General features: G+C 61.8%; 16 protein-coding genes and 1 riboswitch. Of the genes, 11 read left to right on the top strand and 5 right to left on the bottom strand.

Features of this window, described 5'->3' with window-relative positions:
* Window positions 1–56: 56 nt before the first annotated feature.
* Window positions 57–827, top strand: coding sequence for a triose-phosphate isomerase (tpiA, locus tag LKD23_RS00405; protein WP_227619834.1), 771 nt, complete (start codon window positions 57–59; stop codon window positions 825–827).
* Window positions 828–932: 105 nt separating this feature from the next.
* Window positions 933–2,459, top strand: a complete 1,527-nt coding sequence (gene gpmI, locus LKD23_RS00400; protein ID WP_227619833.1) for a 2,3-bisphosphoglycerate-independent phosphoglycerate mutase — start codon at window positions 933–935, stop codon at window positions 2,457–2,459.
* 71 nt (window positions 2,460–2,530) lie between these two features.
* Here the strand turns inward: gpmI and LKD23_RS00395 are convergent, their stop codons facing one another.
* The 3 genes from LKD23_RS00395 to mtaB form a co-directional block, all read right to left on the bottom strand.
* Window positions 2,531–3,022, bottom strand: a complete 492-nt coding sequence (locus tag LKD23_RS00395) for a pilin (RefSeq protein ID WP_227619832.1) — start codon at window positions 3,020–3,022, stop codon at window positions 2,531–2,533.
* Between the two features lie 273 nt (window positions 3,023–3,295).
* A complete protein-coding gene (locus LKD23_RS00390; protein ID WP_227619831.1) occupies window positions 3,296–4,849 on the bottom strand; it encodes a 4Fe-4S dicluster domain-containing protein in 1,554 nt (517 codons plus the stop codon).
* Window positions 4,850–5,095: 246 nt separating this feature from the next.
* Window positions 5,096–6,391: a tRNA (N(6)-L-threonylcarbamoyladenosine(37)-C(2))-methylthiotransferase MtaB gene (gene mtaB / locus LKD23_RS00385; protein ID WP_227619830.1), complete on the bottom strand. Its 1,296-nt coding sequence runs from the start codon at window positions 6,389–6,391 to the stop codon at window positions 5,096–5,098.
* Between the two features lie 176 nt (window positions 6,392–6,567).
* Between mtaB and LKD23_RS00380 the strand changes: the two genes are divergently transcribed.
* The 8 genes from LKD23_RS00380 (at window position 6,568) to plsY (ending at window position 14,187) form a co-directional block, all read left to right on the top strand.
* Window positions 6,568–7,824: a D-alanyl-D-alanine carboxypeptidase family protein gene (locus tag LKD23_RS00380; RefSeq protein ID WP_227619829.1), complete on the top strand. Its 1,257-nt coding sequence runs from the start codon at window positions 6,568–6,570 to the stop codon at window positions 7,822–7,824.
* Between the two features lie 220 nt (window positions 7,825–8,044).
* Window positions 8,045–9,376, top strand: a complete 1,332-nt coding sequence (locus LKD23_RS00375) for a glucose-6-phosphate isomerase (RefSeq protein WP_227619828.1) — start codon at window positions 8,045–8,047, stop codon at window positions 9,374–9,376.
* 63 nt (window positions 9,377–9,439) lie between these two features.
* Window positions 9,440–9,844, top strand: coding sequence for an ATP-binding protein (locus LKD23_RS00370; protein WP_227619827.1), 405 nt, complete (start codon window positions 9,440–9,442; stop codon window positions 9,842–9,844).
* Window positions 9,845–10,057: 213 nt separating this feature from the next.
* Complete coding sequence (locus LKD23_RS00365; protein ID WP_227619826.1) at window positions 10,058–10,489, top strand: YceD family protein; 432 nt, start codon at window positions 10,058–10,060, stop codon at window positions 10,487–10,489.
* Window positions 10,490–10,515: 26 nt separating this feature from the next.
* Window positions 10,516–10,695 carry a 50S ribosomal protein L32 gene (gene rpmF, locus LKD23_RS00360; RefSeq protein ID WP_015563707.1) on the top strand — a complete coding sequence of 60 codons (180 nt, stop codon included), beginning with the start codon at window positions 10,516–10,518 and terminating at the stop codon, window positions 10,693–10,695.
* Between the two features lie 102 nt (window positions 10,696–10,797).
* Window positions 10,798–12,129 carry a DUF512 domain-containing protein gene (locus tag LKD23_RS00355; protein ID WP_227619825.1) on the top strand — a complete coding sequence of 444 codons (1,332 nt, stop codon included), beginning with the start codon at window positions 10,798–10,800 and terminating at the stop codon, window positions 12,127–12,129.
* 33 nt (window positions 12,130–12,162) lie between these two features.
* Complete coding sequence (gene der, locus LKD23_RS00350) at window positions 12,163–13,506, top strand: ribosome biogenesis GTPase Der (RefSeq protein ID WP_227619824.1); 1,344 nt, start codon at window positions 12,163–12,165, stop codon at window positions 13,504–13,506.
* A gap of 18 nt (window positions 13,507–13,524) precedes the next feature.
* Window positions 13,525–14,187, top strand: a complete 663-nt coding sequence (plsY, locus tag LKD23_RS00345) for a glycerol-3-phosphate 1-O-acyltransferase PlsY (protein WP_227619823.1) — start codon at window positions 13,525–13,527, stop codon at window positions 14,185–14,187.
* 73 nt (window positions 14,188–14,260) lie between these two features.
* Here plsY and LKD23_RS00340 read toward each other — a convergent pair whose 3' ends face one another.
* Together LKD23_RS00340 and LKD23_RS00335 are read right to left on the bottom strand one after the other, a co-directional pair.
* Entirely contained in the window at window positions 14,261–14,851 is a 591-nt protein-coding gene (locus LKD23_RS00340) for a transporter (protein WP_227619822.1), read from the bottom strand.
* A gap of 290 nt (window positions 14,852–15,141) precedes the next feature.
* Entirely contained in the window at window positions 15,142–15,510 is a 369-nt protein-coding gene (locus LKD23_RS00335) for a RidA family protein (protein WP_015563712.1), read from the bottom strand.
* A 308-nt stretch (window positions 15,511–15,818) separates the two neighbouring features.
* Between LKD23_RS00335 and LKD23_RS00330 the strand changes: the two genes are divergently transcribed.
* Window positions 15,819–18,518, top strand: coding sequence for a helicase associated domain-containing protein (locus tag LKD23_RS00330; RefSeq protein WP_227619821.1), 2,700 nt, complete (start codon window positions 15,819–15,821; stop codon window positions 18,516–18,518).
* A 41-nt stretch (window positions 18,519–18,559) separates the two neighbouring features.
* A riboswitch (cobalamin riboswitch) is annotated at window positions 18,560–18,777 on the top strand.
* The last annotated feature ends 153 nt before the right edge of the window (window positions 18,778–18,930 follow it).

The raw sequence follows: 18,930 nt of genomic DNA, 5'->3' as shown, positions 1-18,930 counted from the left end.
TGTTTCGCCGCCGCACCTTTCCGTTTTTATCAATAAGAAGGTAAGGAGAACATATCATGGATAAGGCAAAGCGCAAGGCTATCATTGCTGGCAACTGGAAGATGAACAAGACCGCCTCCGAGGCTGCTGTTCTGGTGGACGAGCTGATCCCCGCCGTCAAGGACGCATCCTGCGAGGTCGTCATCTGCACTCCCTACACCGATCTGGTCACGGCTGTGGCAAAGACCAAGGGCACCAACATCCATGTTGGTGCTGAGAACGTCCACTTCGAGAAGTCCGGTGCCTTCACCGGCGAGATCAGCGCAGATATGCTGGTGGATCTGGGCGTCGAGTACGTCATCGTCGGCCACTCCGAGCGCCGCCAGTACTTCGCCGAGACCGATCAGACCGTCAACAAGCGCGCTCTGGCCGCTCTGAACGCCGGCCTGAAGGTCATCATCTGTGTGGGCGAGAGCCTGCAGCAGCGTGAGGAGGGCGTCACCGAGGAGCTGGTCCGGATGCAGACCAAGATCGCCCTGCGTGATGTCACCGCCGAGCAAATGGCAAATGTCGTCATCGCCTATGAGCCGATCTGGGCCATCGGCACCGGCAAGACCGCCACCGCCGAGCAGGCCGAGGAGGTCTGCGCCCAGATCCGCAAGGTCATCGGCGAGGTCTACGGCGAGGCTGTGGCCGAGGCTACCACGGTCCAGTACGGCGGCAGCATGAACGCCAAGAACTGCGAGGAGCTGCTGAGCAAGAAGGATGTGGACGGTGGCCTCATCGGCGGCGCATCCCTGAAGGCTCCCGACTTTGCTGTCATCGTTAACGCCGCCTCCAAGGGCTGAGCGTAAGCGCTGACGGAAAAAACACTTTCTCTGCGCCCGGCTGCGCCGCATTTCCGGCATCGAGCCGGGCGCTGTTTGTTGAACTTTCAAAGGAGACTCATTTTTATGTCCAAAAAACCTGTTCTGCTCTGTATCATGGATGGCTTTGGCTGGACCCCCAACGAGACCTACGGCAACGCCGTGGCCGCAGCCAACAAGCCCTTCATCGATTCCCTGATGGCAAAATACCCCATGACCACCATTGACGCCTCCGGCATGGCAGTCGGTCTGCCCGACGGTCAGATGGGCAACTCTGAGGTGGGCCATACCAATATGGGCGCTGGCCGCATCGTCTACCAGCAGCTGACCCTCATCACCAAGTCTATCCGCGACGGCGAGATGCTCAAGAACCCCGTCCTCGTCAAGAACATGAAGGCCGCCATCGACGCGGGCAAGGCCATCCACCTGATGGGTCTGGTGGGCACCGGCGGCGTCCACAGCCACGCAGACCACTGGTTCGGCGTGCTGGAGATGGCAAAGCATATGGGAGCGAAGGAGGTCTACCTCCACTGCATCACCGATGGCCGTGACACCGACCCCCACTCCGGCAAGGGCTTCCTCGCCGATCTGCAGGCTAAGCTGGACGAGCTGGGCATCGGCAAGATCGCCAGTGTCTCCGGCCGCTACTACGCAATGGACCGCGACAACAACTGGGACCGCGAGGAGAAGGCCTACGCAGCCTTCGTCTACGGCGAGGGCAACCACGCCGCCAACGCACAGGAGGCCATTGAGGCATCCTACGCCGACGATAAGACCGACGAGTTCGTTCTGCCCTGCGTCACCTGTGAGGGTGGCCGCGTGCAGGATGGCGATACCGTCATCTTCATGAACTTCCGCCCCGACCGTGCCCGTCAGATGACCCGTATCTTCTGCGACGACGCCTTCACCGGCTTCGAGCGCCGCGGCGGCCGCAAGCAGGTCAACTACGTCTGCATGGCAGAGTATGACGCCACCATGCCCAACTGTGAGGTCGCATATCCTCCCGTCGAGCTGAAGAATGTTCTGGGCCAGTACCTGTCCGAGAACGGCAAGACCCAGCTGCGCATCGCCGAGACCGAGAAGTACGCCCACGTCACCTTCTTCTTCAACGGCGGCGTTGAGGCTCCCTACGAGGGCGAGGACCGCTGCGTCATCCCCAGCCCGAAGGTAGCCACCTATGACCTGAAGCCTGAGATGAGCGCCCCCGAGGTAGCCGACGAATGCGTCAAGCGCATCGAGAGCGGCAAGTATGACGTGGTCATCCTGAATTTCGCCAACTGCGATATGGTCGGCCACACCGGCGTCTTTGAAGCAGCAGTCAAGGCCGTCGAGGCTGTGGACACTGCCGTCGAGAAGGTCGTCACCGCTGTGCTGAACGCTGGCGGCTGCGCCTTCCTGACCGCCGACCATGGCAACGCCGAAAAGATGAAGAACCCGGATGGCACCCCCTTCACCGCCCACACCACCAACGTCGTGCCCTTCGTGGCCATCGGCTGCGGCAACGTGAAGCTGCGCGAGGGCGGCTGTCTGGCCGACATTGCCCCCACCATGCTGCCCTACATCGGCCTGCCCATCCCGGCCGAGATGACCGGCAAGAGCATCATCGCCGAGTAAGCACTACCTGAAACAAAGTAAGCGCCCCGCAGTTCTGTTGCAAACTGCGGGGCGCTTTTTGTGCTGTGTGTTCAGCGCTCGACCCAGACGGACATCCGCGCGCTGGTGGTGATGTCACCGAGGAGGACGGTATCCATCTTGATGCTGCAGGTGACGGCCAGCGCCTGATTGGAGTCGCTGCCGGTGAGCACCGAAGCGGGCAGGTTTTTGAGGGTCAGCACGGCAGTGCCGTTGGACAGCTCGCCGCTCAGGGTACCCTCATAGTTCACCTCACCGATGCGGATGCCGGTGAGGGAACCGGTCATGTTCATGGAAGAGATCTGCTTGACCGGAAGCTCGAGGGTGAAGGTGCCGTTGGGCTGGCGGGTGAGGGTGGCTTCGCGGGCGGTGTCCACGGCGCTGTCGGCCATCGACTCCTTATCCCCGGTCTCCCGCCAGAACCGGATGCCGACACTCATCTTGACGGCGGCGGCACTGGCGCTGACCGCCAGCGTCAGGAGGAGCAGCAGCGAGACGAGGACCGCCCCGGCGCGTCTGTTCAGATGCTTTAAAGAAATCATCATATCAAAGATCGACCTTTCCAGCCGCAGGTGCGGCTCTATTCGTGCGCTCTGCGCGGAGGGGGCATTTGCTTCCTGCTGCGCAGCCGGAACGAACGAGAAGGATTTATCACCGCAAAAATAACATATTCAGAAGAAAAAGTCAATCTGCCTTGTCATTGTTTCACAAAACCGTTTCACATTGGACATATTTTGTATAGCAAAAACCGCAAATGCGGCCGAGGACGCAAAAAAGCCGCCTCCCGGCGGGCGGGAGGCGGCAGAGGTCAGGGAAGATCAGACCTCAAAGTCGGGGTCGTCCTTCAGCACATGGATGCTGGTCATAAAGGCGCTCTGCTCAGGATCCTGGAACGGAGCCTCCTTGACGTACTTGTTCAGTGCGATGGCAGTGCGGGCGGGGTCGGCGATGGTGCCTGCGCCGCCGATGCAGCCGCCGGGGCAGCCCATGCCCTCCAGCAGGTAGCCGTTGTACTTGCCCGCCTTAGCCAGCATCAGCAGCTTCTTGCACTCGGCGAGGCCCTGTGCAGACGCGATCTTGACGTCCATATCGGGGTTCCACTCCTTGATCTTATCGGCGACAGCCTTGGCGACGCCGCCGGACTGTGCGAAGCCGCGGCCTGCGCCGGAAGCATGCACCAGATCGATCTCATCGGGATCGACCTCGAGATTGGCCACATCGATGTCCTTGGCCTCGATGATGCCGGCCAGCTCCTCGAAGGTCAGCACGAAGTCCACATCAGAGCGGACGGTGCGGCGGGAAGCCTCCAGTTTCTTGGCGGCGCAGGGTCCGATGAAGCACATACGGGCCTCGGGGTCGGCCTGCTTCATCATGCGGGCAGTGAAGACCATGGGGGTCATGGTCATGGAGATGTTCTTGGCCAGATCCGGGAAAGCGGTCTTGGCCATCATGCTCCATGCCGGGCAGCAGGAGGTAGCCATGAAGTTCAGCTTGCCGGGCACCTCTTCGAGGAAGTCGTGGGCCTCGTCCACGGTGCACAGGTCAGCGCCGATGGCGACCTCGACGACGTCACAGAAGCCCAGAGCCTTCAGCGCAGCCTTGAGCTTGCCGGTAGAGGCCAGCGTCGGAAACTGGTTGACGAAGGCAGGGGCGACGAGGGCGTAGATGCGGTCGCCGCGGTTAAAGCCCTGAATGAGCTGGTAGATCTGGCCCTTGTCGGCGATGGCACCGAAGGGGCAGTTGACCAGACACTGGCCGCAGGACACGCACTTGCTGTAGTCGATCTCAGCGCGGCCCAGCTCGTCGGAGTGGATGGCACCCATGCCGCAGGCAGCGGCGCAGGGGCGCTCGGTCTTGACGATGGCGTTGTAGGGGCAGACGGTCACGCAGCGGCCGCACTTGATGCACTTGTCCTGATCGATGGTGGAGCGACCGCTCTCCCAAGTGATGGCCTTCTTGGGGCAGACTTCCATACAGGGGTGAGCGAGGCAGCCCTGACACAGGTCGGAGACCTTGACCAGCTTCTCGGGGCAGCGGTTGCAGGCGAACTTGATGACATTCACCAGCGGGGGGTCGTAATACTTATCGGCGATGGAAGCGTCCTCCAGACCGGAGACGACGCTGTTGTGCTCGTCCATGCGGCGGGTGGGCAGGCCCATGGCCAGACGCACGCGCTCCTCGACGATGGCGCGCTCAAGGAAGATGTCCTTGCGGAGCTTGCCTTCCTCACCGGGGATGATGGTGTAAGGGATCTTGCGCATCAGGTGGTTTGCCTGCTCGCCCTTGACGTTGGCATAGGCCATCCGTGCGACCTCGGTGAACACCTGGCGGCGGATCTGGATGACCGTCGTATTGATTCCTCTGAAACTCATTCCAATCTCTCCTTGCTTTGAAACAACAGAACAAAAGGCCGCCGGTACGCGGCTTTATCCGGGACGGGTCGGTACTGGGCTGCTGCAAACAGCCCGATGCCCCGAATGATCCACTTTTATTGTAACATAAACCTTTCGGGATGAAAAGGGGAAAGTCCAAAATTCGTTATGAAATTCACAACTGGTATATCTTGCACAAATGCGAATATTTGGATTTGTACAAAATAGCAAAGAAATGGCTAAGACTCAGGCCAGCTCTGCCCGGACGCGCTCGCCATCGTAACGACCCAGCCGGACATGGACGATCTCGCCGCTCTTGCGGCCCGGGGCTGATACCACGACGGGGATGTACAGCCGGGTGTAGCCGGTGAAGAGGGTGCCGGACAGGGGCGTTTCCAGCAGCACGTCGTCCTCGCTGCCCTCGTAGGCGGCCAGCACCTCGCGGCGGATGTCCTCGGCGATGGCGTTCATCTCCCGGCTGCGGGCCTGCTTCTCCCGCTCGTGCACCTGATCGGGGAAGTCGTAGGCGGGGGTGCCGCTGCGGCGGGAGTAGGGGAAGACATGGACCTTCAAAAAGCCGATCTGCTTCAGGAAATCGCAGCTCTCCCGGAAATCTGCCTCCGTCTCGCCGGGGAAGCCGCAGATGCAGTCGGTGGTGAAGCTGACCGGACGCCCGCCGTAGGCGGCACGGAGCTGGCTGACCACCTCGGCATACTGCTCGGCGGTGTAGACGCGGCGCATCCGGCGCAGCGTGGCGCTGCAGCCGCTCTGCAGGCTCAGATGGTACTGAGGGCAGAGCTTGTCCACCGCAGCCAGCCGGGTGATGGACTCGGGCGTCAGCATATCGGGGTCGAGGCTGCCCAGACGGATCCGCTCGATGCCCTCCACCTCGGCGCACTTCTCCACCAGCTCTACGAGGTCGGTGCCGGTGTCGAGGCCGTAGCTGGGCAGGGAAATGGCGCTGAGCACCACCTCCCGGTAACCGGAGGCGGCCAGCTGGCGCAGCTCGGCGAGGATGCTTTCCTCCGAGCGGCTGCGCACCGGGCCGCGGGCACGGGGGATGACGCAGTAGGCGCACTGGCGGTTGCAGCCGTCCTCCACCTTGATGAAAGCGCGGGTGTGGGTCTCGAACCGCTCCACCGGCAGCTCCTCGAACTGCTCGCCCTTGGCGTGGGGGGCGATGGCGACGATGCGCTCGTGGCCGTCCAGCAGCTTGAGCACATTGTCGAGGATGGCCTTCCGGTCGCCGTTGCCGCAGACGAGGTCAGCCTCCATGAACTGTGCCGCCTCCTCCGGGAAGGCCTGCGGATAGCAGCCGGTGAGGACCGTCACAGCGCCGGGGTTCTCGCGCTTGGCCCGGCGGAGCCACTTGCGGCTCTTCTGATCGCCGAAGTTGGTGACGGTGCAGCTGTTGACGACGAAGACGTCGGCCTCTTCGCCCTCCGGCACGATGGTAAAACCGGCGGAGCGGAACATCTGCTCCAGTGCGCCGGTCTCGTTCAGATTGACCTTGCAGCCAAGGGTATAAAAACAAACTCGCATGGGGGTGTCCTTTCCAGAACCTCTCCGGCATGGTCGGGCAGATGCGGGGCGGAGAGGCTATTACCTTATAACAAACCATCCTATTATAGCAGATTTTTCCCGGAGAGAAAAGGGCATTCCGCCCTCTTTTTTTGCATAGAATGCAATCAGACAGACATTGCGGGGAGGGACAAGGGATGGAACGAAAGAATTTTGCGGCGCTCTGTGCCGCCGTGCTCTGCTTCTGGCTGTTTGCACTGGCCCTTGGCACAGCGGAGGGGGTGGGGCTGCGGGTCGTCATGCACCCGGAGGAGAGGGCCGTCAGCGCCGATGCAGGGGAGGCGGCAGAGGGGACGGTTCTCCCGGCGGCGGCTGCCGCGCCCCAGCTCTCGCTCAACTGCCGCGCCGCCATCCTCATCGAGCAGGGCAGCGGCCGAGTGCTCTACGAGAAGAACGCCGACGAGCGGGTGCCCATCGCCTCCATCACCAAGGTCATGACCCTGCTCCTCACCTTCGAGGCCGTCCACGACGGGCGGCTGACGATGGAGACGCCGGTGCCGGTCAGTGAGCACGCCTATCATATGGGCGGCAGTCAGATCTGGCTCGAGCCGGGGGAGCATTTTACGCTGGACGAGATGATAAAGGCCATCTGCGTCTCCTCCGCCAACGACGCGGCCGTGGCTGTGGCCGAGCTGGTGGGCGGCAGCGAGCCGGCCTTCGTGGAGCAGATGAACACCCGCGCCGCTGCGCTGGGGATGGAGCAGACCACCTTCCGCAATGCCTGCGGACTGGACGCCGAGGGCCATCTTTCCACCGCCCGGGACGTGGCCGTCATGAGCCGCACCATCCTGAACACCTGCCCCGAGGTGCTGCATTATACCGGTATCTGGACGGATGCCCTCCGGGGCGGGCAGACCCAGCTCGTCAACACCAACAAGCTCCTCCGCCGGTACGAGGGCATCACCGGCCTCAAGACCGGCACCACCGGCGGGGCGGGCATCTGCATTTCAGCCAGTGCCACCCGAAACGGGCTTTCCCTCATCGCAGTCGTCTTGGGGGCACCGTCCAGTGCTGACCGCTTCGACGCCGCCACGACACTGCTGGACTACGGTTTCGGGGCCTATGAGGCCGCACCCCTGCCGAAGCTCGAGGTCCAGCCGCTCCAAATCGCGGTCAAGGGAAGCGCGGCGGGCAGCGTCCCGCTGGATTACACGGCTCTGCCCGGGACGGTGCTGGTGGAGAAGGGGACGGCCTCCGCTCTCCACACCGAGCTGACCCTGCCGCAGGAGCTGGAAGCCCCGGTGGAGCAGGGGCAGACAGTGGGCAAAGCCGCTGTTTATCAGGGCGAAAGCCTTTTGGAGGAGTATGAGGTGCGTGCTGCCGCCGATGCACCCAGAATGACCGTCCGGGATGCCGTCGGGCTGCTGTGGCAGAGCCTCGTCGGCGCGTCCTGACCGAAAACGGCGCACTACCGGCCAAAAACGGTTAGCGCAGGCAAAGAACGGCTTGGACGTTTGTATAAAAGATGTAAGAGATGACAAAACAACACTATTAAAATTGTATGAAAAGCGAGGATTTTGGCCTTGACTTTGCCCGGCGGGAACGGTACACTTATACCAAGACAAACCCTCGCCGGGCAGAGTGCCCGTAAAATGTTTTGGAGGTTTTGATAGAATGAGTCTCGCTCTGAATACGAAGCACCTCTCCAGCTTTATCAAGGAAGAGGAATACAAGGCCATCTACCCGCAGGTGGAGGCCGCACACAAGACGCTGGAAGCCAAGAACGGCCCCGGCAGCGACTTTTTGGGCTGGATGTATCTGCCCCGCGATTACGATAAGGAAGAGTTCGCCCGCATCAAGGCCGCAGCAGCCAAGATCCGCGAGGACTCCGACGTTCTGGTGGTGGCCGGCATCGGCGGCAGCTATCTGGGCGCACGCGCCGTCATCGAGGCTGTCAAGGGGATGTACCACAACGAGCTGGACAACGGCCTGAAGATCTACTTCTGCGGCAACAGCATCAGCCCCACCTATCTGAATGACATCATCGCGCTGTGCAAGGGCAAGCGCTTCTCCATCAACGTCATCTCCAAGTCCGGCACCACCACCGAGACCTCTCTGGCCTTCCGCGTGCTGCGCAAGCTGCTGGAAGACGAGATGGGCGTGGAAGAGGCCAACAAGCGCATCTATGCCACCACCGACCGCGCCAAGGGCACCCTCAAGCAGCTGGCTGACGCACAGGGCTGGCCCACCTTCGTGGTCCCCGACGATGTCGGCGGCCGCTACTCCGTCCTTTCCGCTGTGGGCCTGCTGCCCATCGCCGCCGCTGGCATCAGCATCGACGAGGTGATGCAGGGCGCAGCCGACGCCATGGAGCGCTTCTCCGTCCTCAGCCCCGACAACGACGCTTACAAGTATGCTGCCATCCGCAACATCCTGTACCGCAAGGGCAAGAGCATCGAGATCCTCGAGTGCTATGAGCCGAACTTCACCCTCATGAACGAGTGGTACAAGCAGCTGTTCGGTGAGAGCGAGGGCAAGGACAACAAGGGCCTGTTCCCCGCAAGCTGCATCTTCTCCACCGACCTGCACTCCATGGGCCAGTTCATTCAGGAAGGCGCCCGCACCATGTTCGAGACCATCGTGGACGTCAGAAAGCCCGCACAGGATCTCTTCATCGAGAAGCTCGAGGGCAACTTCGACGGCCTGAACTTCCTCGCCGACCAGAACATGAGCGTGGTCAACCGCAAGGCCATGGAGGGCACCATCCTCGCCCACACCGACGGCGGCGTGCCCGAGGTGGTCATCGAGGTGGACGACCTGTCTGCTTATAATGTGGGCTACCTCATCTACTTCTTCTGGCGTGCCTGCGCCTGCAGCGGCTATCTGCTGAGCGTCAACCCCTTCAACCAGCCGGGCGTCGAGAGCTATAAGAAGAATATGTTCGCACTGCTGGGCAAGCCGGGCTACGAGAACCTGACCGCTGAGCTGGAAGCAAAGCTGAAGTAACATCTGGCGGAACAAAAAATGATCTCCCGCCGCGAGGCGTGGAAAATACAGGAGGACAGAACTATGATTAAACTGATTGTTGGCACCAAAGGCTCCGGTAAGACCAAGGCTATGATCGACATGATCAATGATTCGGTCAAGACCTCCAAGGGCAACGTCGTTGTCGTCGAGAAGGGCATGAAGCTGACCTATGAGATCCACAATGCAGCCCGTCTCATCGATCTGGACGAGTACAAGATCGCTGGCGGCGAGATGCTGTACGGCTTCGTGGCCGGCCTGCTGGCAAGCAATTATGACATCACCGACCTGTACATCGACGGCATCCTGAAGGTGCTGGATCACGACATCAACCGTCTGGGCGTCGTTCTGGACGAGGTGGCTGCTGCCGCCGGCGACTCCGTCAAGGTCACGGTCACGGTCAGCGCCGACGAGTCTGCTCTGCCCCACGATGTGAAGAAGTACCTGTAAAACGCTGAAATTTCTGATTTGAACCATCCCAGACAGGCAGGAAACCGGAGAATTTGAAATTTTTTCGGTTTTCTGCCTGTTTTGGTGTTGACAAAGGGCTGCGTTGGCGCTATACTAACAAAGCAGCCTTTTATGAGGTGTACTATGCAATTTGACCTGAGAAAGTTTATCGTATCCGGCACGAAACCTTATGTTGCAGAGTTTCAGTGTGATTTGTCTGCCAAGGATTTTGCCGGTGCAAGGATCGAGCAGCCGGTGTCGGCCCGCTTTGAGGCGGTGCCGGATGGCGACGAGATCCGGATGACGCTGCGGGCAAACGCATTGGTGCACGGAGAGTGCGCCCGCTGCCTCGACCCGGTCGAACGGGAAGAGACGGTGCAAGCAGAGTGGACGGTCAGGGAGCGCGATCTGGATGACCCAGATTTCGACCTGCCCCTCGACGAAAAAGGACATCTGGATGTAGACGAATGGCTCTGTCAGGAGTTTATGTTCCAGATCCCCACGGTGCTGCTTTGCAGCGCTGACTGCCCGGGCTTGTGTCCCCGGTGCGGGAAGAAGATGGCCGAATGTACCTGCCCTCCGGCAGAAGCTGAGGCCGAACCCGCAGACGCAAGGCTAGCGATACTCAAATCACTGCTGAACTGACAAACCCATCAAGGAGGTGCAAAAATATGGCAGTACCTAAGAGACATCTTTCCAAGGCCCGCCGCGACAAGCGTCGCAGCAATGTTTGGAAGCTGGAGGCCCCCGCACTGGTGAAGTGCAGCAACTGCGGCTCTCTGAAGCTCCCCCACCAGGCATGTGGCAACTGCGGTTACTACAAGGGCGAGGAAGTCATCAAGAAGGGCTAATTTGCGCAGAATTGGTGGCACATTGGTGTTATGTACAGAAGGGGAGGGCGCAATGCCTTCCCCTTCTTGCTTTGTCTGGGAACGAAACTGTGAGGTGAAAGCATGGCCATCCGGATCGAGCGTGTGGAAGAGGGCAGCGAGGCCGCTGTCCTCGGCCTCGCTGGCGGCGACGAGCTGCTGAGCGTGGACGGCAACGAGCTGAACGACACGCTGGACTACGATTTTTATACCGACAGCAAGAGCTTCCACCTCAAGGCGAGGGTGGCAGACGGCATCCGGGAATGGGATGTCCGGCGGGAGGAGCGCGGCCCCTTTGGCTGCGACTTCTCCACCTATCTGGGCGACCAGAAGCACTCCTGCTCCAACCACTGCATGTTCTGCTTCATCGACCAGCTCCCGCCGGGGATGCGGGAGAGCCTCTACTTCAAGGATGACGACGAGCGGCTGTCCTTCCTGTTCGGCAACTATATCACCATGACCAATATGCAGGACCACGAGATCGACCGCATCATCAAGATGCACATCTCGCCCATCAACATCTCCGTCCATACGACGAACCCCCAGCTCCGGGTCCGGATGCTGGCCAACAAGCGGGCGGGCGAGGTGCTCCAATACCTGCCCCGTCTGGTGGAGGGCGGCATCGCCGTCAACTGCCAGCTGGTGCTCTGCCGGGGCATCAACGACGGCGACGAGCTGCGCCGCACCCTCACCGACCTGCTGGAGCTGACCCCGATGGTGCAGAGCGTGGCAGCGGTGCCCTGCGGCGTGACGGATTACCGGCAGAACCTGTTCAAGCAGACGCCCTACGACGCCGAGACCAGCGCCGCCGTCATCGACATCATGGAGGAGTTTGGGGATGAGTGCAAGCGCCGCCACGGCAAGCGCATCATCTACCCCAGCGACGAGTGGTACCTCAAGGCGGGCCGGCCCATCCCGGCCCCGGAGTTCTATGAGGACTACGACCAGCTGGAAAACGGCGTGGGAATGATGAGCCTCTTCCGGCAGGAATTTCTGGCCGAGCTGGAAAAGCCCCACCGTGTCTATGGCTCCAAGAAGCTGGACGTCGTCACCGGCACGATGGCGTCCCCCCTCATCACCGAGATGATGGACGAGCTGCACCGTCAGTACCCCATGATCGAGGTGACAGTGCATACCATCAAAAACAACTTCTTCGGCGGCAACGTCGGCGTGGCGGGCCTCGTCACGGCGACGGACATCATCGCCCAGTGCGAGGGCAGGCTGACCAGCGGCACGCTGGGGGTGCCTGCCGTGATGCTGCGGGAGGAGAAGGACACCTTCCTCGACGATGTCACCATCGAGCAGCTGGGCCAGCGGCTCGGCGTGAAGGTGGAAGTCCTGCCCGTCAGCGGCGGCGACGAGGCCAAGGCCCTGCTGCGCAGCGGCCTCCACATCGCCCGCCGGAGAAGACCGTAATCGTTACCCCTTTTGTGAAAGGAGGAACCCCCTATGAGCAAACCGATCGTAGCTGTGGTGGGCCGTCCCAACGTGGGCAAGTCCACCCTGTTCAATAAGCTCTGCGGCCAGCGTCTGGCCATCGTGGAGGATACCCCCGGCATCACCCGCGACCGCATCTTCGCCAACTGCGAGTGGAGCGGCCACGAGTTCCTGCTGGTGGACACCGGCGGCATCGAGCCGAAGGCCACCGAGGGCATTCTGGCCCATATGCGCGAGCAGGCCCAGATCGCCATCGACACCGCCGACTGCATCATCATGGTGGTGGATGTCCGCAATGGCCTGACCGCTTCCGACGAGGACGTGGCTCATATGCTGCGCCGCAGCCATAAGCCCATCATCCTTGCCGTCAACAAGTGTGATAATGTGGGCCAGACCCCCATGGAGCTCTATGAGTTCTACAACCTCGGCTTCGACGAGGTCATGCCCATCTCGTCCGTCCACGGCCACGGCACCGGCGACCTGCTGGACGCCGTCTGTGCTCACCTCGATTTCAGTGAGACCGTCGTGGAGGAGGACCGCATCCCCGTCGCCATCATCGGCCGCCCCAATGTGGGCAAGTCCAGCCTGACCAACCGCATCCTCGGAGAGAACCGGATGATCGTGGCCAACGAGGCCGGCACCACCCGCGATGCCATCGACACCCCGGTGGACAACGCCTACGGCAAGTTCATCTTCACCGATACCGCCGGTCTGCGCAAGCGCAGCAACATCACCGACGGCCTCGAGCGCTACATGGTCGTCCGGGCACTGGCCGCTGTGGAGCGCAGCCGCGTGGCCCTCATCCTCGTGGACGCCACCGTCGGCTTCACCGAGCAGGACAGCAAGGTGGCCGGTTATGCCCACGATCAGGGCAAGGCCTGCATCATCGTCGTCAACAAGTGGGACGCCGTGGAGGGCAAGGAGACCAACACGATGGAGCTGCAGCGCCGCGGCTATGCCGAGTGCTTCAGCTTTATGGGCTATGCTCCCATCATCTTCATCTCGGCCCAGACCGGCTACAACGTCAACAAGCTGATGCAGCTCATCCGGGATGTGGACAGCCAGAACGGTGCCCGCGTGCCCACCGGCGTCCTCAACGAGATGCTGGCCCGTGCGACCGCCCGGATGCAGCCGCCCAGCGACAAGGGCCGCCGCCTGAAGATCTTCTACCTGACGCAGGCCTCCACCCGTCCGCCGACGTTCGTGGCCTTCGTCAACGCAAAGCACCTGTTCCATTTCAGCTACCAGCGGTATATCATCAACCAGATCCGCGAGAACTTCGGTCTGGAGCACACCCCCATCCGCCTTGTCGTGCGGGAGCGCGGCTCCGGCGAGGTGGGCGCAAAGGACGTATAAGGGAAGGAGCCTTGCTGCATGACTGCATTTCTCATCGTGCTGGCTGTCGCTGCCGAAGCCTACCTGCTGGGCAGCGTGGACACCGGCATCCTCGTCAGTAAATACCTTTATCATGACGACGTCCGCACCCACGGCTCGGGCGCTGCCGGAATGACCAATATGCTGCGCACCTTCGGCAAAAAGGCCGCTGCCCTCACGGCGGTGGGCGATGTGCTCAAGGGCGTCGTGGCTGTCTGCCTCGGCCGGTGGCTGTTCAGCCATCTGCCCACCGATGCGGCCATCTCGCCCTATCTGGGCGTCTACCTCGCCGCCATCCTCGCCGTGGTGGGCCACTCTAAGCCCATCTACTTCGGCTTCAAGGGCGGCAAGGGCGTGCTGGTGGCCGCTGGTGCCATCCTCGCCGTCCAGCCGGTGCTGCTGCCGGTGCTGGCGCTCATCTTCCTCGCCTGCCTGCTGCCCACCGGTATGGTGTCGCTGGGCAGCATCACGATGGCTGCAGCCTATCCGGTGCTGACGCTGGTGTACAGCCTCCTGCACGGCCTGCCGACGCAGGACGTCGTGGTCTGCACCGTGGGCGCTGCCATCGTGGGCGGCATGGTCATCTGGATGCACCGCACCAATATCCAGCGCATCCGGGACGGCAAGGAGTACCGTTTCGGTCAGAAGCACAAGAGCAAGTAACCGCAAAAAGCAACGCCCCGCAGGGCGCTCGTTTCATCGAGCTGCCTGCGGGGCGTTTTGCTGTTTGGCAGAGTTATTCCGCGTCGGCTTCCTGAAGGGTCTCGGTGTTGTCCTCGTACTCGGGGTCTTCGATGGCGATGGTCTTTTCCCGTTCAGCAGACTTGCTGCTGAGGTGCTTGCGCAGCCGGGCGGCAAATTCGTCTTCCGGGATGCCGCTCTGGGAGGGGGTGAGGTCGGGTGCGGGGTGGCCATCGGGCAGGTGAGCGCCGAAGGCCGGGACGAAGAAGAATTTCCGCACGACGAAGATGAGGGCGATGGCCCCCACGCTCAGCAGATTCTCCAGTGCAGATTCGTGGCCCACCACCATGTGGCGTGCGATGGCGTAGAGCAGCACTTCGAGGCTGGAGCCGGGGCTGTGCTTGGCCAGCATCTTGATGAACTCGATGCCGATGACGATGTCCAGTGCGCGCTGTAAGAAGATGCTCACCTCGACGTCGTTGCCGTCGAACAGCAGACCGGGCATCCATTGCAGCAGGGGGATCATCGACAGCAGCAGGCCGATGAGGACGAGGCCGGACAGCAGGATCTCGAGCAGCGTGGCGGCGCTGATGATCCGGTTGCGCAGTTCGGCGCGGTTGTGGCTTTCGACACGGGAATTGGACATGGCGGGGACCTCTCTTTCGAATCTGACCGGAAATATTTTATAGCAAACCAACTTTTTAATGCAACAGCAACAATGTTGGTTTGCATATCGCAGATATGCTGCTTCAGTTGTGCTAATTTCTAATCTTGCGATACAATAGTTTGATTCTATTGTAACAAAAGTGAAAAGTGAAGTCAATTCTCCGGAAAAGAAAGTAAGCCGCCATGAAAAACTGGAATCGATAGTAGCACAAAAAGGCCGTCCGCACCCCGGAGAGGGTGCAGACGGCCTTTTTGCAGACCGGGAAAAACTTATGCTTCAGCGATGGCCTCGATCTCGCAGAGCACGCCCTTGGGCAGGTCCTTCACCGCCACGCAGCTGCGGGCAGGCTTGGAGGTGAAGTACTTGGCGTACACCTCGTTGAAGGCGGCAAAGTCGGCAATGTCGGCGAGGAAGCAGGTGGTCTTGACCACCTTGTCGAAGCCCACGCCCGCAGCCTCAAGGATGGCGCCTACATTGCGGCAGCTCTGGTCTGCCTGTGCAGCGATGCCCTCAGCGACCGCGCCGGTGGCGGGGTCTACCGGGATCTGGCCGGAGGTGAAGACGAGGCCGCCCACGGTGTAGCCCTGAGAGTAGGGGCCAATGGCGCCGGGGGCTTTTTCGGTGCTGATGATGTTCATATCGATTACCTCACTTGTCCTGAATAGGGATGTCTCCCGCAAAAGGGGAGCGGATGCCAAGAGTCTACCACCAACGGCCTCTGCCGTCAACTGTTGCTGGGGAGAAGATTTTTCAGGAGATTTTAGAGATATTTGCAAAATTGCCTTGACAAGAAATAAACTTTTATGATAATAATAGGATATGAAACTAACATTTTAACGAAAAAGAACGCAGGCGCAGCGCAGGCAGGGCAGTCCGCTTTGCGCAGGCGCATTTCTTTTTTGCAGAAAAAACGATTTCTGAACCACCGGGAGGGGCAGAAAAGGATATGTCGATTTTAGTGCATGATTCAAACAAAGCGGCCTGCCGTGCGGCGGCAGCCGCCTTGCAGCAGGGCTGCCGGGCCGCGCTGGTGCGTCCGGCGGGCACCGGCAAGGGCCGCATCGTGTGGGAGATGCTGGCAGAACAGCCTGACACCCGCGTCCTCTGGGTGGCCTCCTGCGCCGCGCGGCTCGAACTGCGCCGCGGGCTGGCGAAGGAGCTGGGCAAAACGCTGGACGGCAGCGTCCGGCTGATGGACTGTGAGCAGCTGGCTGCACAGAGCGCGCTGGGCTGGGTGGCGCTGGCAGAGTTCCGGCCCGGTCTGTTGGTGCTGGACGGCTGGCGGGAGATGAGCGCACGGGACTGGACGGACTGCGTCCAGCTCCTGTTCCGCCTCTGCCCGGAGGCCAAGGTGCTGGCGCTGGCCGAGCCGGACGCCCCGGGCGAGAGCTGCCGCGCTGCCGAAGAGCTGCTGGGCGATGCTGTGGTGGAGCCGCTGACGCTGGGCGGGGCACTGGCCGATGGGCTGCTGCCCATGCCGGCCTCCTACACGGCGCTGCTCTGGCCGCAGGAGACCGCAATGGCCCGCCTCCGCGCCGAAGTGAAGAATCTCCGCGTGCCCGGCACGCCCGACCCCAACGCCGAAAAATATCAGGCACTGAGCCTTGCTGTGGAGCAGATGCCCTCCGTGGAAGTGCTGCTGGCGCGGTGGCTCCCCGATGCCGCCGGGCGGTATCTCGTCCTCTGCGAGGATGCCCAGACGGCGGCGCAGATGGCCCAGCAGGCCGAAGCGCTGTTTGGTGCGGGGGTGCATACCTGCTGCGCCGATGCGCTTTCCAGCGATGCAGAACCCTTCCTGACCGACGAGGCCGACGCGCTGCGGCTGCTGGTCTGCGTCAACAGTCCTGCTGTCGAGACGCCGCTGACCGGCATTTCAGGCGTTGTCCTCGTCCGCCGCACCGCTGAGGCACCCGCCTATCGGCAGATGCTGGCCCGCGCCCTCGCGGCCTGCGGCAGTGTGCCGGTGGCAGAGCTGAGCGCTGCCTTCGAAGGACTGACCTGCGTGCCGCAGCTCCGGAAGGAGTGCGGCGAGAAGCCATTCCCGCTGTCTGAGCCGCTGTCCGCCTGCCGCCGGGCCTACCGGCAGCTTCGCCGGGCACTGGACGCCGAATGGGAGCGCTATTTTGCCGCCGCGAAACAGATGGCCGCAAAGAAGCTGCCGCTGGATGTGCCCCGCGCCTACACCTTTGAGGGAGTGGCCGTGGGCCGCTGGCTGGAAAACCAGCGCCTCGTGCGGGCCGGAAAGAAGAATGGCCGCCTCACTGCCGAGCAGGTCGCCCGGCTGGACAAGATCGGCATGAACTGGAAAAAGCGCCTTGAGCTGGCGTGGGAGAACGGCTGGGCCTCGGCCCGGCGGTACCGCGACAGCCACGCCGACCTTCTGGTGCCGGTCCACTATAAAGATAAGAACGGCTTCGCGCTGGGCGAGTGGATCGTCTACAACCGCCAGCGCTATCAGGGCGGCAGCCTCTCAGATGACCGCATCGAGCGGCTGGAATCGCTGGGCATGGTGTGGGACACCGGCAGCATCCTCTGGGAAAAGAACTATGCCGCTGCCGTCCAGTACCATCTCGAGCACGATGACCTCGAGATCCCCGTCAAGTACGTCACGCCGGACGGCATGGCGCTGGGCGTCTGGCTGGGCAGCCAGCGGGCCGCCTATAAGGAAGGAACCCTGACCGCCGCCCAGATCGAAAAGCTGGAAGCCCTCGGCGTGGACTGGGCGAACCGGAACGACCGCAAGTGGCAGACTGCCTACGAGGCCGCCGTGAAATATTACAGCGCCCATGGCAACATCGATGTGCCCACCGAGTACATTGATGAGGACGGCATCCTGCTGGGCAAGTGGGTGTCCCGCCAGCGGTATGCATGGCAGAACCCCGAGCGCAGCAGTGCCCGGGTCACGCCGGAGCGGAAAGCCCTGCTGGATGAGCTGGGCATGATCTGGGAAAAGACCGACTCGTGGCAGCACCGCTACGAGCTGGCGGCGGCATACAAAAAAGAGCACGGCAGTCTGGCCGTCCCGGCGCAGTACCGGACGGAGGACGGCATCTGGCTGGGCAGCTGGCTCTCCCGCCAGAAGCTGATGCTGCGGGAGGGCAAAAAGCTCTCCGCGGAGCGCTGCGCCGCCCTCAGGGAGCTGTTTCAGGGCGAGAACACCCGCCGCCTTACGGCCACTGTGCCGCCTGCGTGCAGCGTGCGGGAGCAGAACTGGCTGGACAACTATCAAAGCGCCAAGCGCTATGCCGAAAAGAAGGGCACCCTTCTCGTGCCCGCCGGATATGTAGACGAGAGCGGCTTCCGGCTGGGCGTCTGGATCTCGAATCTCCGCGCTGCCCGCAAGGCCCGGCCTGAGTCCTTTCAGGTCACGCCGGAGCATATCGCCATGCTGGACGCCATCGGGATGCAGTGGGACGCCAGGGAGGCCAAATGGGACGGGGCGTTCCGCCGCGCCGAGGAATACCGCGCCGCCCACGGCGACCTTCTGGTGCCGGTGAACTACAAGACCGGCGACGGCTTCTGCCTCGGCGACTGGGTCCGCCGGATGCGGGAGAGCTATGCCGCCGCCGATGACCGGCTGACAGCCGCCCACATCCAGAAGCTTGAGGCGCTGGGGATGGTCTGGACGATGCCGCAGGAGAGCTGAGATATTGCTTTTTGAGGTGAGGTGTGCTATACTTCCTCTCGTCTGAATAGAAAACAGCAGGTGCCTGCCGCCAAGGGCTTGTCCTTTGGCCGGGAGGGTAAAAGGGAAGCGGGTGAGAGTCCCGCGCGATCTCGTCACTGTGATAAGGGAGTCCGCTGCCTTGGCGCACGTCGTCGGTCACTGGGAGCTTTGCTTCTGGGAAGGCGGCAGCGGATGATGAGCTTTCAGTCAGGAAACCTGCCCGCTGTTGGTACAGGAGCGCCAAGCTCCGGATCACGAGGAATTGGTCGTACCAAAAAGCCCGAATCGTTCAAAGGGTCTTTTTGCTGTGCCTTCCGCGCGGCAGAAAGGCCCTTTTTCGTTTGAGCTGGCCCCCGTTTCGTACCCTTTCTATCGGAAATACCGATCCCAC

Source organism: Faecalibacterium butyricigenerans (genome assembly GCF_020687345.1).
In the GTDB taxonomy this organism is placed as follows: domain Bacteria; phylum Bacillota; class Clostridia; order Oscillospirales; family Ruminococcaceae; genus Faecalibacterium; species Faecalibacterium butyricigenerans.
The sequence above is the reverse complement of the archived record's forward strand: the minus strand, read 5'-3'. Positions and strand labels throughout refer to the sequence as shown.

What these genes read in the sequence shown, in the direction of transcription:
- LKD23_RS00375 (WP_227619828.1), top strand. Translation starts at nt 8,045, where the DNA reads ATGAGTCTCGCTCTGAATACGAAGCACCTCTCCAGCTTTATCAAGGAA.
- rpmF (WP_015563707.1), top strand. Translation starts at nt 10,516, where the DNA reads ATGGCAGTACCTAAGAGACATCTTTCCAAGGCCCGCCGCGACAAGCGT.
- LKD23_RS00340 (WP_227619822.1), bottom strand. Translation starts at nt 14,851, where the DNA reads ATGTCCAATTCCCGTGTCGAAAGCCACAACCGCGCCGAACTGCGCAAC.
- plsY (WP_227619823.1), top strand. Translation starts at nt 13,525, where the DNA reads ATGACTGCATTTCTCATCGTGCTGGCTGTCGCTGCCGAAGCCTACCTG.
- LKD23_RS00370 (WP_227619827.1), top strand. Translation starts at nt 9,440, where the DNA reads ATGATTAAACTGATTGTTGGCACCAAAGGCTCCGGTAAGACCAAGGCT.
- LKD23_RS00330 (WP_227619821.1), top strand. Translation starts at nt 15,819, where the DNA reads ATGTCGATTTTAGTGCATGATTCAAACAAAGCGGCCTGCCGTGCGGCG.
- der (WP_227619824.1), top strand. Translation starts at nt 12,163, where the DNA reads ATGAGCAAACCGATCGTAGCTGTGGTGGGCCGTCCCAACGTGGGCAAG.
- LKD23_RS00390 (WP_227619831.1), bottom strand. Translation starts at nt 4,849, where the DNA reads ATGAGTTTCAGAGGAATCAATACGACGGTCATCCAGATCCGCCGCCAG.
- tpiA (WP_227619834.1), top strand. Translation starts at nt 57, where the DNA reads ATGGATAAGGCAAAGCGCAAGGCTATCATTGCTGGCAACTGGAAGATG.
- LKD23_RS00380 (WP_227619829.1), top strand. Translation starts at nt 6,568, where the DNA reads ATGGAACGAAAGAATTTTGCGGCGCTCTGTGCCGCCGTGCTCTGCTTC.
- LKD23_RS00335 (WP_015563712.1), bottom strand. Translation starts at nt 15,510, where the DNA reads ATGAACATCATCAGCACCGAAAAAGCCCCCGGCGCCATTGGCCCCTAC.
- gpmI (WP_227619833.1), top strand. Translation starts at nt 933, where the DNA reads ATGTCCAAAAAACCTGTTCTGCTCTGTATCATGGATGGCTTTGGCTGG.
- LKD23_RS00355 (WP_227619825.1), top strand. Translation starts at nt 10,798, where the DNA reads ATGGCCATCCGGATCGAGCGTGTGGAAGAGGGCAGCGAGGCCGCTGTC.
- mtaB (WP_227619830.1), bottom strand. Translation starts at nt 6,391, where the DNA reads ATGCGAGTTTGTTTTTATACCCTTGGCTGCAAGGTCAATCTGAACGAG.
- LKD23_RS00395 (WP_227619832.1), bottom strand. Translation starts at nt 3,022, where the DNA reads ATGATGATTTCTTTAAAGCATCTGAACAGACGCGCCGGGGCGGTCCTC.